Below are 15,735 nucleotides of genomic sequence, written 5' to 3' on the forward strand. Positions count from 1 at the left end.
TTGATTATAACGCTACGATAGTAGAGAGTCATCCCAATAATTACAAATAAACAGGATTATTAGAAGGTCATTTTGTTAAAGAACCGAATGAAGAAATCTGAACATAATGAAAACGAAGTCTTAAAGGTAGGTATTTTTATTCACAAAAAAAGAGCGGGCGCCTGTTTAAGCCCGTCTCTCTTCATTATAGCAGAACTATTAAAGCAGTTTCTCGCCAAATAGCGATCCCATTAAAGCGACAGCTACTTTTGCTGTTTTATTTTTTTCGTCCAGGATTGGATTGACCTCTACAAATTCAGCTGAGGTTAAAAGATCTGCTTCTGCAAGCATCTCCATCGCCAGGTGGCTTTCTCTGTAGCTGATTCCGCCAATGACAGGCGTTCCAACTCCGGGTGCATCAAGTGGATCCAGACCATCCAAGTCAAGAGACAGATGAACACCATCTGTTCTTCCTTTCAAATAGTCGATTGACTCTTCGATTACCTTCGTCATGCCCATGCGATCAATCTCATGCATTGTATAGACACGAATGCCTCTTTCCTTAATTAGTTCACGCTCTCCTTCATCTAAAGAACGAGCACCAATGATCACAATATTTTCAGGTTTTACTTTAGGAGTGTAATCCAGGATATTTACAAGATCCGGATGACCAATTCCAAGGCTGACAGCAAGCGGCATCCCATGGATATTTCCCGAAGGAGAGGTTTCGCCTGTATTTAAATCTCCGTGAGCGTCATACCAGATCACACCGAGATTTTCATAGCGCTTGCTGATCCCTGCAAGAGAACCAATCGCGATACTATGATCTCCGCCAAGAATCAAAGGGAAATCCCCTTTTTCTTTTACGGATCGGACGGTTGTTGCAAGCTCCGTGCTCCCTTTAACCACTGCATCTAGATTCCGTAAGTTCGTATCAGCTGTATGCTCGCGTTCCGGCTGATCAATTCGGATATCCCCAAGATCTTCTACTGTATGACCAAGCTGCTCTAAGCGTTCGATCACACCGGCATACCGGATCGCACTCGGCCCCATATCGACACCCCGTCTCATTTGCCCAAGGTCCATCGGCACCCCAACGAGTGCAATATTTTTCTTTTTCATCCTGGTAATCCCCCTGTCTCGTACTTTTTTATCTCTATCTTCCTTCGTATTGTAACGCTTTCATATCCAGTGACTCAACCAAGCAAGGTGGTGTATATATATACGAAAAAAATTTCGGGCTTTTGTTATCCTTTCATTAATTTTTGAATACTATGCAAGAGATCGATTTACCTCAGCATCCATTTCTTTAGTGAAGTAGGACTATTCTCCTGATTTTCGAAATATCAGAATTTTACTTTTATAACGGTTGACTATTCATACCTGTATGGTAGGATTATTCTCAACAACTTTATAGCTCGCTTATCTAGAGCGGCTGAGGGACTGGCCCGTCGATGCCGCGGCAACCTGCCATTGAGCAAGGTGCCAATTCCAGCAAAATGAATCCATTTTGGAAGATAAGGTGCAGATCCAAATGATCGCGCTTTTTCCTAAATTGGAAAAGGCGTTTTTTGCTTTTTTATGAACCTTAAATCACGCTTGCAAGTAGTTAAAACGTTTCAAACCAACTAGATGTGCCCTGGAGCCAACCAATTAAACGTGTATTTAATCTTAAATCATTAAAGGAGTGTCTTTCCTAATGACATATGTAAGCTATGAAGAATGGAACCAGATTTCTGATACATTTCCTGTGAATGAAAGCGATGAATCAAAAGGTGCTTTGTCAGTTCTTGAGTGGGCTTACAGTACGTATACAGCAGATAAAATTGTTTATGCCTCAAGCTTCGGTGCAGAGGCGATTGTACTGCTTGACCTCATTGCACGCGTAAATCCGAGTGCTCACATCGTTTTTCTTGACACAGCCCTACACTTCCCTGAAACCTATGATGTCATTGAAAAAATCAAGGAACGTTTTCCTTCTCTGCAAATTGAAATGAAAAAAGCTGCTCTTACACTGGATGAACAGCGCGGGGAGCACGGTCCTGCCCTCTGGAAGCGGGATCCAAATATGTGCTGTCATATCCGAAAGGTCGTTCCGTTGCAGGAGGCTTTGTCAGATAAGACTGCCTGGATTTCCGGGCTTCGAAGAGAGCAATCACCAACACGGGCAGCTACCCAGTTTATCAATAAAGATGAGAAATTTAAAAATCTTAAAATCTGTCCACTTATCCACTGGACCTGGGATGAGGTATGGGAGCATATCAAAAAGCACGACCTTCCATTTAATAAGCTTCACAGCCAAGGGTATCCAAGCATCGGCTGTTTCCCATGTACCAGTCCGGTTAGTGAAGACGGTGATTCCCGCGCAGGCCGCTGGAATAACAGCACGAAAACGGAGTGCGGGCTGCACGCATAGGAAGGAGGTCTTTTTAGATGCTCGAAATTATCGCCATTTCAATTGGGCTGTTTTTTGCACTTAACATCGGTGCCAGCGGTGCTGCTGCGACCATGGGGATTTCTTATGGCTCCGGGGTCATTAAGAAAAGATATGTGGCTCTCAGCCTTTGTGCAGTTACGGTGTTTTTTGGAGCCTGGCTTGGCGGCGGAGAGGTTGTCAAAACCATTGGAAGCGGAATTGTTCCAAATGACACCTTTACCGTCACAATCGCGTTAATCGTGCTGGCTTCTGCTGCTATTTCACTGTTTTTGGCTAATATTTTCGGCATTCCTCTTTCAACTAGTGAGGTGGCAGTTGGAGCAGTAGTGGGAGCAGGGATTGTTTATCACTCTGTGTTTTTCGGAAAGCTGGCCTGGATTGTGATGTTTTGGCTGCTTACTCCGGTTGTTGCTTTCTTTATCGCCATCGCTGCCGCCAAGCTGCTTGAGATAAAACTGATAAAAAAATGGGTTACTGCACCAAAGGCAGCAAAGTACTTAGCTCCCATTGTGATCATCATGGGATTATTTGAGGCTTTTTCGGCCGGCATGAACAATGTCGCAAATGCAGTCGGTCCTCTTGTCGGCGCAGGCTTAATGAGTACAGGCAATGGGATTCTCTGGGGCGGACTGTTTGTTGCGTTAGGCGCTCTGTTTCTCGGGCATAAGGTGATGGAGACCAATGGCAAGAAGATCACCACTCTTCGTCTTGAAGAAGGCTGTGTCATCTCAGGGACCGGAGCGAGCATCGTTACAGCCGCTTCCATTTTTGGCATTCCCGTGCCTCTGACCCAGATCACGACCTCCTCCATCATCGGCATTGGCTTTGCAAAGCATGGAAAAGCGGTGCTGAAAAAAGATATCGTTGTTCAGATGCTGACAGTCTGGGTGGTGTCGCCTGTTGTTTCCATGGTGCTTTCTTATACATTAATTACGCTTGTTGTTGAAAAATCGCTTTACCCGCTTGTTGCCATAATAGGTACGTTAGTTGCCGTTTTTGGCGTGCGGTTCCTGATGAAACGCTCGAAAGCGTCAATTCCTGTCCCTGCAGAACTGGTCAGAGAAAATAAACAGTAAAGAAAGGTTGTTGAATATGTCACACTTACCAAACCCGCACGGAGGAGAGCTTGTCCAAGCCTATAATCCTTCCTTTGAATTTTCATCCATCCAAAAAGAGATTGAAATTGACAGTATTGCGTTGAGCGACTTAGAGCTAATCGGAGTCGGTCTATTCAGCCCGCTCAAAGGTTTTCTTGGGCAAAAGGATTACGAGTCAGTTGTTACTTCCATGCGCCTTGAAAATGGCACTATCTGGTCTATTCCTGTTACACTCCCTGTTTCGTCTTCGTATGCTGAGACGCTGACAAAAGGGGAACAAATTAAACTGGTTCAAGATGGCACTGTTTATGGAGTGATCGAGGTGTCTGAATGGTTTACACCGGATTTGAAAAAGGAAGCGCAAGAGGTATATAAGACAGAGGATCTTGCTCACCCTGGTGTAAAGCGGCTGTTTGAACGCGGCGAAGTGTATGTAGCGGGTGATGTTGTTCTTGTGAAGCATCCTGAAAAAGGGGTATTCGATGATGTCTGGCTAAAGCCTAAAGAAACAAGAGCGCTGTTTGAAGAAAAAGGCTGGAAAACGATCGTAGGCTTTCAAACAAGAAACCCGATTCACAGAGCGCATGAATATATTCAAAAAGCGGCTCTTGAAACGGTGGATGGACTTTTCGTTAATCCGCTTGTTGGAGAAACGAAATCAGACGATATTTCAGCAGACATCCGTTTAAAAAGCTATAAAGTCCTGTTAGACAATTATTATCCTAAAAAACGTGTTCAGTTGGGCGTTTATCCTGCTGCTATGAGATATGCCGGACCGCGTGAGGCCATTTTCCATGCGATTGCCCGTAAAAACTTCGGCTGTACGCATTTTATTGTCGGCCGTGATCACGCCGGGGTCGGCGATTATTACGGAACCTACGATGCTCAATATATTTTCAGCGAATTTACAGAAGAAGAGTTAGGGATCAAGCCTTTATTCTTCGAGCACAGCTTCTATTGCCTGAAATGTGAAGGAATGGCGTCAGATAAAACCTGCCCTCACAGCAAGGAAGACCGCGTCATTTTATCAGGAACAAAGGTACGGGAAATGCTCCGTGCAGGCGAGCTTCCTCCAGCCGAGTTCAGTCGGAAAGAGGTTGTTGAGGTGCTGATTGAAGGAATGAAACAGGAAGCAACCATTTAGGAGGGAAATCATGACGAAAGCAACGAATATTACCTGGCATGCAACCACGATCACAAAATCAGAACGCAGAATTCAAAATGCACATGGCAGCTGTGTTCTTTGGTTTACCGGCCTTTCCGGATCAGGAAAATCAACCATAGCCAATGCAGTGTCAGTCGAGCTATATAAGAACGGAATTAATGAGTATGTACTTGATGGAGACAATATCCGCCACGGACTGAACAAGGATCTCGGCTTCAGCGATGAGGACAGAACGGAAAACATCCGAAGAATCGGTGAGGTGGCGAAGCTTTTCGTGGATAGTGGAAAAGTCGTAACAACAGCGTTTATCTCCCCTTTCCAGTCCGACCGTAATCAGGTAAGGGAATTATTTGATGAACACGAATTTATCGAAGTATTTGTGGACTGTCCTTTGGAAGAATGCGAAAATCGAGATACAAAACAACTTTATGCCAAAGCAAGACGCGGTGAAATAAAAGGATTTACCGGGATTGACTCACCATATGAAGCACCGGAAAATCCGGAAATCACCGTACGTACAAAGGACATCTCAGTAGAAGAAGCAGTTGATCAGGTTTTGCAATATCTACGTGAAAAACAGATAATATAGAAAGATCCACATCAGGAGAAAGGGTGGCAAATAAATGACAGGTACAGTGTATTTAGTCGGAGCAGGACCAGGGGATCCCGAGTTAATAACCGTTAAAGGACTTCGGTGCATTGAAAATGCTGATGTCATTCTTTACGACCGGCTCGTTAACCCTGAGCTCCTCCAGCACGCAAATAAAGAGGCACACCTCGTCTACTGTGGAAAGCTGCCCCACTACCATACAATGAAACAGGAAACGATCAATCATTTCCTTGTGAAGTACGCTAAAAAAGGGCTGAATGTTGTCCGTTTAAAGGGCGGCGATCCATTTGTATTTGGCCGCGGCGGAGAAGAAGCAGAGGAATGTGCAAAAAATGATGTCCCTTTTGAAGTGGTCCCGGGCATCACAGCCGGTATTGCCGCTTCTGCCTATGCAGGCATCCCGGTAACGCACCGGACATTAAGCAAAAGCTTTGCCTTTATTACCGGTCATCAGGCAGGAGATGCAGGAGCTGAGCATCAATGGGGGCATTTAGCCAAAGCGGTTGATACGATCTGTATTTATATGGGTGTTTCCCAGCTGCCTGCGATTGTGAGCCACTTAATTAACAACGGCAAAGCGCCAACAACGCCAATTGCCCTCGTCCACTGGGGAACGCTCCCGGATCAGCGCACGGTCGTCGGTACACTTGAAACGATTGAAGAGCGTGTAAAGGAAGCAAATATTTCAAATCCAAGCATGATTGTCATCGGTGAAGTCGTCCGTCTGCACAAGAAGATCAATTGGTTTGATGAGGAAATTGCTCCCCATCTACCGGTTGTTCACGGCTAAGGAAAGGAGTGTTTTGCAGATGAAGGCTATTCTTTATATCGGTCATGGTACACGGTCAAAAAAAGGTGCAGATGAAGCAAAGCAATTTCTAGAAGCCGTCATCAATCAGGTGGATGTGCCCATTCAGGAAATCAGTTTTCTCGAGCTGACGGAGCCTTATATTGATGAAGGCTTTAAACGCTGTGTTGAAAGAGGCGCCACCGAAATTAAGATCGTTCCAATTTTTCTTTTAACGGCAGGCCACATAAAACAGGATATTCCAAATGAGCTTGCTCCCCTCCGGCAGCAGTACCCGGATGTAAAACTGACCATCACGGACTCCTTTGGGGTGCAGGAAATAATCTTGGATGCCATTGCTGAACTTATCAACACAACATCAGGTACCCTCTCCCCTTCAGATTCTCTTTTGATTGTCGGCAGAGGCAGCAGCGACCCGGAAACCCGAATTGCATTTGGGCAAATCTCTGAAGGTGTGCAGGAAAGGACCGGTGTTGAACTGGTTGAGGTGTGTTATCTTGCCGCAATTGAACCAAGGCTTGATGAAGGACTGGAAATTATAACGGCCAAGGCTTCAGGTCGGATTATCGTTGTCCCCTACCTTCTTTTTGGCGGACTGCTTCTAACAGAAATTAATCAAAAGGTTCGTAAAAAAGAGAAGCTGGGCTACTCGATCACCCATACCGGCTCGTTAGGAAAGCATGAAGTCATTCAAAAAATTGTCATCGAACGTGCAGCTTCACAGGGGGAATTACTTTGCAGCCGTTAGTTATTAATTTTAGCGGGAAAAAAATCGTCATTGCTGGCGGCGGGCGAATCGCAGCCAGAAAAGCGAGAGTGCTTGAGGCTGAACAGGCCTATATTACCTTTGTTGCCCCGGAATTTTCTGAGGAGGTTCTTACGCTTTCAGAGGAAAAAGGCTACAGGCTTATTAAACGTAAAGCCGCAGCCGCTGACTTCAAAGAATCGATGCTTGCGATATTAGCGACAAATGACCGTCAGGCAAATGAGGAGCTTGCCCAGACCCTTCCGCCCCATCAGCTTGTTTGTGTAGTGGATGAATTTAAAGAAGGAAATGTTACATTTCCTGCAACAGTCCGACGGGGACATTTACAGGTTGCTGTAACCTCCAACGGATCAAGCCCCAAGCTGACACGGAAGCTGAAAAAAGAGCTCGATGCTCAATTTGATGAAAGCTGGGTCCCCTACACTGCATTCTTAAAGGAATGCCGTGAGCTGATTAAAACCATCTCTCTTTCTGAGGAAGCTAAGCATACACTCCTATGGGAGCTGCTTGATGACTCCCTGAGACTGGATGGACAAGCAAGAGAAGCGAAATGGAATGAATTGCTTAAGCTTAAAGAGGAACAGTCTTTTTTAGAATAAAGATGTTAGAGGATTGAGACCTAACTTTAAATTCAGAAACGTGAGGTGAACGGAGCGGAAGGCGGCGACTCCTGCGGGATGAGGCGGGAGCTTGAGATCCACTTGCTGAAAGCAAGTTAGCTCAAGCCCCGCCCCGCGGAAAGCGTCCGGCTGAAGCGCAGTGAACCGGGTTTAGGAAGCTGAGACACATATGTCCCAGCTTCTTTTTAAATTAGTCGAGGCACTCTTCTTTTATTAAAAAACCACAACAAAAAATCCCTCATCATGGATGAGAGATTTTATAAAATGAGCCATGTAGGATTCGAACCTACGACCCTCTGATTAAAAGTCAGATGCTCTACCGACTGAGCTAATGGCTCATATGGCTGGGCTACCAGGGATCGAACCTGGGAATGACGGAATCAAAATCCGTTGCCTTACCGCTTGGCTATAGCCCAATGAGTCAAGATCAAGTCCACTTAAGTATGCCCAAAATCGATAAAGACTATAAAGCAATTAAGTAACTTTTTAAAAAAATGGTGGAGGGGGGCAGATTCGAACTGCCGAACCCGAAGGAGCGGATTTACAGTCCGCCGCGTTTAGCCACTTCGCTACCCCTCCAAAAGGGTTAATATAGAATGAAAACTGGTGCCGGCAAGAGGACTTGAACCCCCAACCTACTGATTACAAGTCAGTTGCTCTACCAGTTGAGCTACACCGGCATAAATGGTGGAGAATGACGGGCTCGAACCGCCGACCCTCTGCTTGTAAGGCAGATGCTCTCCCAGCTGAGCTAATTCTCCAACATGGTGACCCGTACGGGATTCGAACCCGTGTTACCGCCGTGAAAGGGCGGTGTCTTAACCGCTTGACCAACGGGCCCTGAGAGTAAAAATAAGCTTCCAACAGGATTTGAACCTGCGACCTCTTCCTTACCATGGAAGTGCTCTACCTGCTGAGCTATGGAAGCAGAACGATGAAATCTGTTCCAATCGAAGCGCTTCTTCTGTGAAGCGAACAAGATTTATTATATACGGGTAAGGAAGGAAATTCAATAGTTTTTTAAAACTTTTTTAAAAGATTTTTAAAAATAATTCGGGTTCTTTTTTCTTTTAAACAAGCGTTTGTTTTAGAATACTTCACAACACAAAAAGCAGCTGAAGGATTACCCTCCAACTGCTTTTAATATACTGCTTAAGCTGCTTTTTCTTCAAGAGAAGCCTTCTTTTTTATTCTTTTTGTTTTAAATGTGAAAAAGAGAATCGTCCCCAGATGGAATACTGCAAAATACCCTAATAGGATCAGCAATTCACTTCCCGGACTGCCTCCGATTGAAATCACTTCACGATAAGCATTGATTGAATGCGTCATCGGAAGAAACGGATTGATCGACCGCAGGAAGTCATTTAATAACTCTACCGGGAACGTTCCTCCTGATGCACTAAGCTGAAGCACCATTAAAACAAGAACAAGGAATCGCCCAGGGTTTCCAAATACGACTGCAAAAAACTGAACGAGAGCCATAAAAGCAAGAGAACTTACTATGGCCACTGCAAATAGCTCGAGTACACTACTTTCAGGGTTAATCCCAATCAGCATCATGACTCCAACTAAAATCGATCCCTGAAGAATAGATACAAGGGACAGCAATGAAAACTTACTGGTCCACCACGACAGCCCGGAAGACGGCGTAATGGCAGAAGTGTTTACAGGAACTAATAAGCAAAAAATAACCGCTCCTATAAATAAGGCAATCGACATCATATAAGGCGCTAATCCATAGCCGTAATTCGGCAGGTCTGTTACGTGATTTCCCTTGAGCTCAGTAGGAGAAGAAAACATTTCTGCATTTTTATCTTCTCGATGAATGCCATCAAGCTCTGCTGCTCCGTCTTCAAGACCAGCAGCTAATTCACCGGAGCCATCTGCAAGCTTCCCGGATCCATCCTCAAGCTGTATAGAACCGTTATTTAATTCACCTGCTCCGTCGGTAAGCTGATTCAGCCCTCCATTTAATGACCAGAGAGCCGATTCTACTTGCGGCATGCCATCTGCAAGTGCCTGTGCCCCGCCATTTAATCTTTGATTATTGGCGGTAAGCTCATTTGCTCCGTCCGTAACCTTCTGTCCACCTGCATCTAACTGTGAAGAAGCCTGCTGCAGCTCATCACCTGCTCCTGTCAGCTTCCGGCTGCCCGAAGTTAAAGCAGACGACTGCTGATTCAGCTGAATTGACCCAGAGGCGAGCTCATGTGTTGCCTCCTCCAGCTGATTAGCCCCTTCAAGTGCTTCGGTGGTTTTATCTGACAGCCAATCTCGATCAAAATTAAGCTCCTGTTCAACACCTGAAGTATAGTCATTCAGTCCACTGAAAAGCGTTTCAGTCGTCTGATCCAGACTCCCTGCCTGCTCTCTTGCCTGAGAAACCCGATTCGTGCTTTGCTCGATTCCTTCAGTTAAAGAAGCTGCCAGCTCCCCAAGCTCTCCTGCAGCATTTGAATTAGCAGAGGAAGGAACAACCCTCTCTTCCGAATTTCCAAGTGCATTCAACAGCTCCTGATTCGTTTGAATTAAGGTCTCTGTTTGTAAAATAGCAGCCGTAACGTCAGCTGAAGGTCCGTTAGTTGATTCTATTCCGTTTATCGCTTGTCTGACTGACCCTATGCTCTCTGTAAGTAAATCAGTTGAAACGGTGCTTTGGTTTGTTCCACCAGACTGATTAAAGGCCTGAATCAGCTGATCTCTTTCTTCATCACTAAGATCGACACCACTTGCTTCAATCCAGCTATAATCATTACCCGCTGATGAATCAGCTTGACTGTTTAGTGCATTGACCTCCTGTTCAAGAGCATTCAGTGCCTCCTGTGCTGCTCCGGTATCCGGCTGGCCGCCAGTTGATGCGGGTGCTTCCTGCAGGGCTTGAAGTTCCTGCAAAAGCAAATTCATCTGTTCTGTATTTTTCTCAGCCATTGCGCTTTCTCCAACTGCGCTCTTTTGCTGCGGAGCCTCAGAGGCTGGAAGCTGGTCTATGGATTGACTAATTAGGGAAGCTTGTTCGGAAAGAGAGCGTAAATCTCCCTCCACACCGCTAAGGTAATCAGAAAGATTATGACTTCCGGTACTCAAGGTATCCCCTCTTTCCTGTAAACGGCCCACCTCTTCGATTAAAGATGGAATAGCTCGCTGAGACCCCAATACCTCTTCTCTTAATGAAAGAAGATCATTCGCATATCCCTGCACTCCCTGATTTATTGAATCGATCTCAGAAGTGTAGCGCTGGATACCTTGATCGAGCTGATTTACTCCCGAGGTATATCGGCCAATTCCTTCATCAAAATCCTTAAGGCCTCCACTAAGCCTATCGACACCTGATCCGAACTGTTCAACACCATTTACATATTGAGAAATACCGTCTGCAAGCGTCGATACTCCAGACGTGTAATCGTAGATACCTGCTTTTAAATCATTCATCCCGGTTACAACGTCTCCAACCTTAATGGCTAGTTCCTTACTTCCTTCTTCAGTAGTTTTGAGCCCATTTTCAAAGGTGAGCAGACTGGCCGCCAGTTTTCCGATGCCATCTTTTAACTCTACATTCCCATCTCTGACTTCACCTGCACCATCTGCTGCTTCGTGAAAGCCATCGCCTATTTCACCAAGCTGACTTAGCATCGTCCGTGCGTATTCAAGCGTTACAGACTCTGCAACTTCTTTATCCAAAGCCTGGGCTGCAGATTCTGTGATCCGCTCTCCCATAAAGCTTCTTCCACCGCTTGTATAATATTCAAGCACCATTTCCTTTGGATCTTCATCTAACACACTCGCAGCATGCTCTGAGAAATCCTCAGGAATGATAACCGTCATATAATAATCTCCATTTTCAATTCCATCCATTGCTTCAGAGCGATCAGTAAAATGCCATTCAAGACTTTGGTTGCCTTCCAGATTTTTTACCAGCTCATCTCCTACAGCCAGGTTTTCATCCCCAAATTTATAGGTCATATCTTCGTTTACGACTGCGACAGGAAGCTGATCCACTTTACTGTAAGGATCCCAGCTTGCGATAAGAAAAATTGAAGCGTACACCATCGGGATAAATAATAGCCCAAGTATGACAATCACAAGCTTCCTGTCGCTTAAAATCTTACGCCACTCAGCTTTTATCATATTCATTAACTGATTTCCCCTTCACTCATTGCTTCTTGCAATTGATTGAATAGCTCATCATTTACTTTTTCATTCCAATTCACAAACTGGTATTCCTCCGTACCTATAGCCTGAGAAAGAATCGTATGCAATGAAATGGATTTTAATGATTCAAGATACTGCGTTTCCGCCTGTAAAAAAGCATCCTGAAGAATTCTCTCACCTGTTGCAGCGATCTCAGATTCCGGAAATACCTTCTTTAATCCACCACCGAATTTAATGAACAGATTATCGCCTTGAATAGCAATTAAAAGATCGTAAAGTGAGATCTCCTTTGGGTCCTTTGCCAGCGTAAATCCCCCGTTCACCCCTGAAACCGAATTGATTACACCATTTATCACTAATTTACGCATTACTTTTTTTAAATAAGAAGGAGATGCAGATAAGCGCTCACTTATGGCATCACTTTTGATTGGAACATCTGCCAGCTGAGTACCTACCATTGCTAAAATACACGCTCCCTGCTCTGCTCCGCTTTTCATTTTCATCATTTATTTTCCTCCTTGCATATAAAAGGACATATTTTATCTATAATGGATATTTAATATCCACTTTGAGATGATAGTATACCCCATGAACTACTTATTGGCAAGATCTATCTTTCGCAGAATAAGTATCCGGATTCCTGTTTAAAAACACTGGGTAGATAGGAAGGTGAACTGTACGTTTGAAGACAAATAAAAAAGCCCCTCCCGGAAGGAGTGAGCTTATTGTTGTATGTATTTCAGCCGGACTAAACATGCTTAGTAAAAAGAAAAAATGGCTCCGCAGGTAGGACTCGAACCTACGACCGATCGGTTAACAGCCGATAGCTCTACCACTGAGCTACTGCGGATCAATGCCTAGCGACGTCCTACTCTCACAGGGGGAGACCCCCAACTACCATCGGCGCTGAAGAGCTTAACTTCCGTGTTCGGCATGGGAACGGGTGTGACCTCTTCGCTATCATCACTAGACGCTTATTATTGACTTGGACAAAAACTATTATACCAATTTTATCACAAAATTCAATAGTAAGTTAGAAGAAAAAATAAAATCGCAATAGCTGCAAAACTCATTCTTTCAAAACTGGATAAGACACAAACAAACGTCGCAACATCGAGTAATCACCATTGAATTCAGTTTCGGCTCCTGGCTTTTCTGCCGTTTCGCCTCCACCTTTTCATATAGGTTAAGTCCTCGATCGATTAGTATTCGTCAGCTGCACATGTCGCCATGCTTCCACCTCGAACCTATCTACCTGATCATCTTTCAGGGATCTTACCACTTGCGTGTGGGAAATCTCATCTTGAGGGGGGCTTCATGCTTAGATGCTTTCAGCACTTATCCCGTCCGCACATAGCTACCCAGCGATGCCAATGGCTTGACAACTGGTACACCAGCGGTGCGTCCATCCCGGTCCTCTCGTACTAAGGACAGCTCCTCTCAAATTTCCTGCGCCCACGACGGATAGGGACCGAACTGTCTCACGACGTTCTGAACCCAGCTCGCGTACCGCTTTAATGGGCGAACAGCCCAACCCTTGGGACCGACTACAGCCCCAGGATGCGATGAGCCGACATCGAGGTGCCAAACCTCCCCGTCGATGTGGACTCTTGGGGGAGATAAGCCTGTTATCCCCGGGGTAGCTTTTATCCGTTGAGCGATGGCCCTTCCATGCGGAACCACCGGATCACTAAGCCCGTCTTTCGACCCTGCTCGACTTGTAGGTCTCGCAGTCAAGCTCCCTTATGCCTTTACACTCTTCGAATGATTTCCAACCATTCTGAGGGAACCTTTGGGCGCCTCCGTTACTCTTTAGGAGGCGACCGCCCCAGTCAAACTGCCCGCCTGACACTGTCTCCCACCCGGATCACGGGTGAGGGTTAGAAGTTCAACACAGCCAGGGTAGTATCCCACCAATGCCTCCACCGAAGCTGGCGCTCCGGTTTCAAAGGCTCCTACCTATCCTGTACAAGCTGTGCCAAAATTCAATATCAGGCTACAGTAAAGCTCCACGGGGTCTTTCCGTCCTGTCGCGGGTAACCTGCATCTTCACAGGTACTATAATTTCACCGAGTCTCTCGTTGAGACAGTGCCCAGATCGTTACACCTTTCGTGCGGGTCGGAACTTACCCGACAAGGAATTTCGCTACCTTAGGACCGTTATAGTTACGGCCGCCGTTTACTGGGGCTTCAATTCGTACCTTCGCTTGCGCTAAGCACTCCTCTTAACCTTCCAGCACCGGGCAGGTGTCAGCCCCTATACTTCACCTTACGGTTTCGCAGAGACCTGTGTTTTTGCTAAACAGTCGCCTGGGCCTATTCACTGCGGCTCTCTCGGGCTTGCACCCTACCAGAGCACCCCTTCTCCCGAAGTTACGGGGTCATTTTGCCGAGTTCCTTAACGAGAGTTCACTCGCTCACCTTAGGATTCTCTCCTCGCCTACCTGTGTCGGTTTGCGGTACGGGCACCTTACATCTCGCTAGAGGCTTTTCTTGGCAGTGTGGAATCAAAGACTTCGGTACTAAAGTTCCCTCGTCATCACAGCTCCGCTTACACGGAAACGGGATTTGCCTCGTTTCCTGCCTAACTGCTTAAACGCACATATCCAACAGTGCGCTCTCCTATCCTCCTGCGTCCCCCCATCACTCAAATGATGCGTTGGTGGTACAGGAATATCAACCTGTTGTCCATCGCCTACGCCTATCGGCCTCGGCTTAGGTCCCGACTAACCCTGAGCGGACGAGCCTTCCTCAGGAAACCTTGGGCATTCGGTGGAAGAGATTCTCACTCTTCTTTCGCTACTCATACCGGCATTCTCACTTCTAAGTGCTCCACCAGTCCTTCCGGTCTGACTTCACAGCGCTTAGAACGCTCTCCTACCACGACATCTCAGAAGAGATGTCATCCACAGCTTCGGTGAATCGTTTAGCCCCGGTACATTTTCGGCGCAGGGTCACTCGACCAGTGAGCTATTACGCACTCTTTAAATGGTGGCTGCTTCTAAGCCAACATCCTGGTTGTCTAAGCAACCCCACATCCTTTTCCACTTAACGATTACTTGGGGACCTTAGCTGGTGGTCTGGGCTGTTTCCCTTTCGACTACGGATCTTATCACTCGCAGTCTGACTCCCATGGATAAGTCTTTGGCATTCGGAGTTTGTCTGAATTCGGTAACCCGTTGGGGGCCCCTAGTCCAAACAGTGCTCTACCTCCAAGACTCTTACTACATGAGGCTAGCCCTAAAGCTATTTCGGAGAGAACCAGCTATCTCCAGGTTCGATTGGAATTTCTCCGCTACCCACACCTCATCCCCGCACTTTTCAACGTGCGTGGGTTCGGGCCTCCAGTGAGTGTTACCTCACCTTCACCCTGGACATGGGTAGATCACCTGGTTTCGGGTCTACAACCTGATACTCATTCGCCCTATTCAGACTCGCTTTCGCTGCGGCTCCGCCTTATCAGCTTAACCTTGCATCAAATCGTAACTCGCCGGTTCATTCTACAAAAGGCACGCCATCACCCGTAAATGGGCTCTGACTACTTGTAGGCACACGGTTTCAGGATCTATTTCACTCCCCTTCCGGGGTGCTTTTCACCTTTCCCTCACGGTACTGGTTCACTATCGGTCACTAGGGAGTATTTAGCCTTGGGAGATGGTCCTCCCGGATTCCGACGGAATTTCACGTGTTCCGCCGTACTCAGGATCCACTCTGGAGGGACATAGCTTTCGACTACAGGATTGTTACCTTCTCTGATGGGCCTTTCCAGACCGCTTCGTCTAACTACGTCCTTTGTAACTCCGTATAGAGTGTCCTACAACCCCAAGAGGCAAGCCTCTTGGTTTGGGCTGATCCCGTTTCGCTCGCCGCTACTCAGGGAATCGCATTTGCTTTCTCTTCCTCCAGGTACTTAGATGTTTCAGTTCCCTGGGTCTGCCTTCAACCGCTTATGTATTCAGCGGAAGATCATATCCCATTACGGATACGGGGTTCCCCCATTCGGAAATCTTCGGATCACAGCTTACTTACAGCTCCCCGAAGCATATCGGTGTTAGTACCGTCCTTCATCGGCTCCTAGTGCCAAGGCATCCACCGTGCGCCCTT

10 protein-coding genes, 8 tRNA genes, 2 rRNA genes and 1 riboswitch are annotated in these 15,735 nt (G+C 46.3%); of the genes, 7 read left to right on the forward strand and 13 right to left on the reverse strand.

Features of this window, described 5'->3' with window-relative positions:
• Positions 1-198 precede the first annotated feature (198 nt).
• A complete protein-coding gene (rocF, locus tag C4B60_RS10105; RefSeq protein ID WP_104057867.1) occupies positions 199-1,101 on the reverse strand; it encodes an arginase in 903 nt (300 codons plus the stop codon).
• A 297-nt stretch (positions 1,102-1,398) separates the two neighbouring features.
• A riboswitch (SAM riboswitch) is annotated at positions 1,399-1,503 on the forward strand.
• Between the two features lie 175 nt (positions 1,504-1,678).
• On the opposite strand from rocF, the gene C4B60_RS10110 reads away from it, so the two are divergent.
• From C4B60_RS10110 to C4B60_RS10140, 7 genes are read left to right on the forward strand one after another with little or no spacing between them, the layout of a single operon-like run.
• Positions 1,679-2,395, forward strand: coding sequence for a phosphoadenylyl-sulfate reductase (locus C4B60_RS10110; RefSeq protein ID WP_104057868.1), 717 nt, complete (start codon positions 1,679-1,681; stop codon positions 2,393-2,395).
• Positions 2,396-2,412: 17 nt separating this feature from the next.
• Positions 2,413-3,492, forward strand: a complete 1,080-nt coding sequence (locus C4B60_RS10115) for a sulfate permease (protein WP_104057869.1) — start codon at positions 2,413-2,415, stop codon at positions 3,490-3,492.
• Positions 3,493-3,508: 16 nt separating this feature from the next.
• Entirely contained in the window at positions 3,509-4,657 is a 1,149-nt protein-coding gene (gene sat, locus C4B60_RS10120; RefSeq protein ID WP_104057870.1) for a sulfate adenylyltransferase, read from the forward strand.
• A gap of 10 nt (positions 4,658-4,667) precedes the next feature.
• A complete protein-coding gene (gene cysC, locus C4B60_RS10125) occupies positions 4,668-5,267 on the forward strand; it encodes an adenylyl-sulfate kinase (RefSeq protein ID WP_104057871.1) in 600 nt (199 codons plus the stop codon).
• Positions 5,268-5,301: 34 nt separating this feature from the next.
• Positions 5,302-6,078: a uroporphyrinogen-III C-methyltransferase gene (gene cobA, locus C4B60_RS10130; RefSeq protein WP_104057872.1), complete on the forward strand. Its 777-nt coding sequence runs from the start codon at positions 5,302-5,304 to the stop codon at positions 6,076-6,078.
• A gap of 19 nt (positions 6,079-6,097) precedes the next feature.
• Positions 6,098-6,844: a sirohydrochlorin chelatase gene (locus C4B60_RS10135; RefSeq protein WP_104057873.1), complete on the forward strand. Its 747-nt coding sequence runs from the start codon at positions 6,098-6,100 to the stop codon at positions 6,842-6,844.
• Positions 6,832-7,461 carry a precorrin-2 dehydrogenase/sirohydrochlorin ferrochelatase family protein gene (locus C4B60_RS10140; RefSeq protein WP_104057874.1) on the forward strand — a complete coding sequence of 210 codons (630 nt, stop codon included), beginning with the start codon at positions 6,832-6,834 and terminating at the stop codon, positions 7,459-7,461. Before C4B60_RS10135 ends, C4B60_RS10140 begins: the two co-directional genes overlap by 13 nt.
• Before the next feature lie 286 nt (positions 7,462-7,747).
• Here the strand turns inward: C4B60_RS10140 and C4B60_RS10145 are convergent.
• The 12 genes from C4B60_RS10145 to C4B60_RS10200 all read right to left on the reverse strand — a co-directional run.
• Positions 7,748-7,820, reverse strand: a tRNA-Lys gene (locus C4B60_RS10145).
• Positions 7,821-7,823: 3 nt separating this feature from the next.
• Positions 7,824-7,898 (reverse strand) — tRNA-Gln (locus tag C4B60_RS10150).
• Positions 7,899-7,977: 79 nt separating this feature from the next.
• A tRNA-Tyr gene (locus C4B60_RS10155) sits at positions 7,978-8,061 on the reverse strand.
• A gap of 25 nt (positions 8,062-8,086) precedes the next feature.
• Positions 8,087-8,162: transfer RNA gene (locus C4B60_RS10160), tRNA-Thr, on the reverse strand.
• Positions 8,163-8,167: 5 nt separating this feature from the next.
• Positions 8,168-8,243 (reverse strand) — tRNA-Val (locus C4B60_RS10165).
• 4 nt (positions 8,244-8,247) lie between these two features.
• A tRNA-Glu gene (locus C4B60_RS10170) sits at positions 8,248-8,322 on the reverse strand.
• Positions 8,323-8,337: 15 nt separating this feature from the next.
• A tRNA-Thr gene (locus C4B60_RS10175) sits at positions 8,338-8,410 on the reverse strand.
• A gap of 224 nt (positions 8,411-8,634) precedes the next feature.
• The gene (locus tag C4B60_RS10180; protein ID WP_104057875.1) at positions 8,635-11,613 is read right to left on the reverse strand and encodes a YhgE/Pip domain-containing protein; all 2,979 of its coding nucleotides are present in this window, start codon (positions 11,611-11,613) and stop codon (positions 8,635-8,637) included.
• Positions 11,613-12,137, reverse strand: coding sequence for an Rrf2 family transcriptional regulator (locus tag C4B60_RS10185; protein ID WP_104057876.1), 525 nt, complete (start codon positions 12,135-12,137; stop codon positions 11,613-11,615). The genes C4B60_RS10180 and C4B60_RS10185 overlap by 1 nt, the downstream gene beginning before the upstream one ends.
• A gap of 269 nt (positions 12,138-12,406) precedes the next feature.
• Positions 12,407-12,481: transfer RNA gene (locus C4B60_RS10190), tRNA-Asn, on the reverse strand.
• 5 nt (positions 12,482-12,486) lie between these two features.
• Positions 12,487-12,602: ribosomal RNA gene (gene rrf, locus C4B60_RS10195) — 5S ribosomal RNA — on the reverse strand.
• A gap of 211 nt (positions 12,603-12,813) precedes the next feature.
• Positions 12,814-15,735: ribosomal RNA gene (locus C4B60_RS10200) — 23S ribosomal RNA — on the reverse strand; the annotation flags it as partial.

This window comes from Jeotgalibacillus proteolyticus (assembly GCF_002926065.1).
Taxonomy (GTDB): Bacteria; Bacillota; Bacilli; order Bacillales; family Jeotgalibacillaceae; genus Jeotgalibacillus; species Jeotgalibacillus proteolyticus.

What these genes read in the sequence shown, in the direction of transcription:
- rocF (WP_104057867.1), bottom strand. Translation starts at nt 1,101, where the DNA reads ATGAAAAAGAAAAATATTGCACTCGTTGGGGTGCCGATGGACCTTGGG.
- C4B60_RS10110 (WP_104057868.1), top strand. Translation starts at nt 1,679, where the DNA reads ATGACATATGTAAGCTATGAAGAATGGAACCAGATTTCTGATACATTT.
- C4B60_RS10115 (WP_104057869.1), top strand. Translation starts at nt 2,413, where the DNA reads ATGCTCGAAATTATCGCCATTTCAATTGGGCTGTTTTTTGCACTTAAC.
- sat (WP_104057870.1), top strand. Translation starts at nt 3,509, where the DNA reads ATGTCACACTTACCAAACCCGCACGGAGGAGAGCTTGTCCAAGCCTAT.
- cysC (WP_104057871.1), top strand. Translation starts at nt 4,668, where the DNA reads ATGACGAAAGCAACGAATATTACCTGGCATGCAACCACGATCACAAAA.
- cobA (WP_104057872.1), top strand. Translation starts at nt 5,302, where the DNA reads ATGACAGGTACAGTGTATTTAGTCGGAGCAGGACCAGGGGATCCCGAG.
- C4B60_RS10135 (WP_104057873.1), top strand. Translation starts at nt 6,098, where the DNA reads ATGAAGGCTATTCTTTATATCGGTCATGGTACACGGTCAAAAAAAGGT.
- C4B60_RS10180 (WP_104057875.1), bottom strand. Translation starts at nt 11,613, where the DNA reads ATGAATATGATAAAAGCTGAGTGGCGTAAGATTTTAAGCGACAGGAAG.
- C4B60_RS10185 (WP_104057876.1), bottom strand. Translation starts at nt 12,137, where the DNA reads ATGATGAAAATGAAAAGCGGAGCAGAGCAGGGAGCGTGTATTTTAGCA.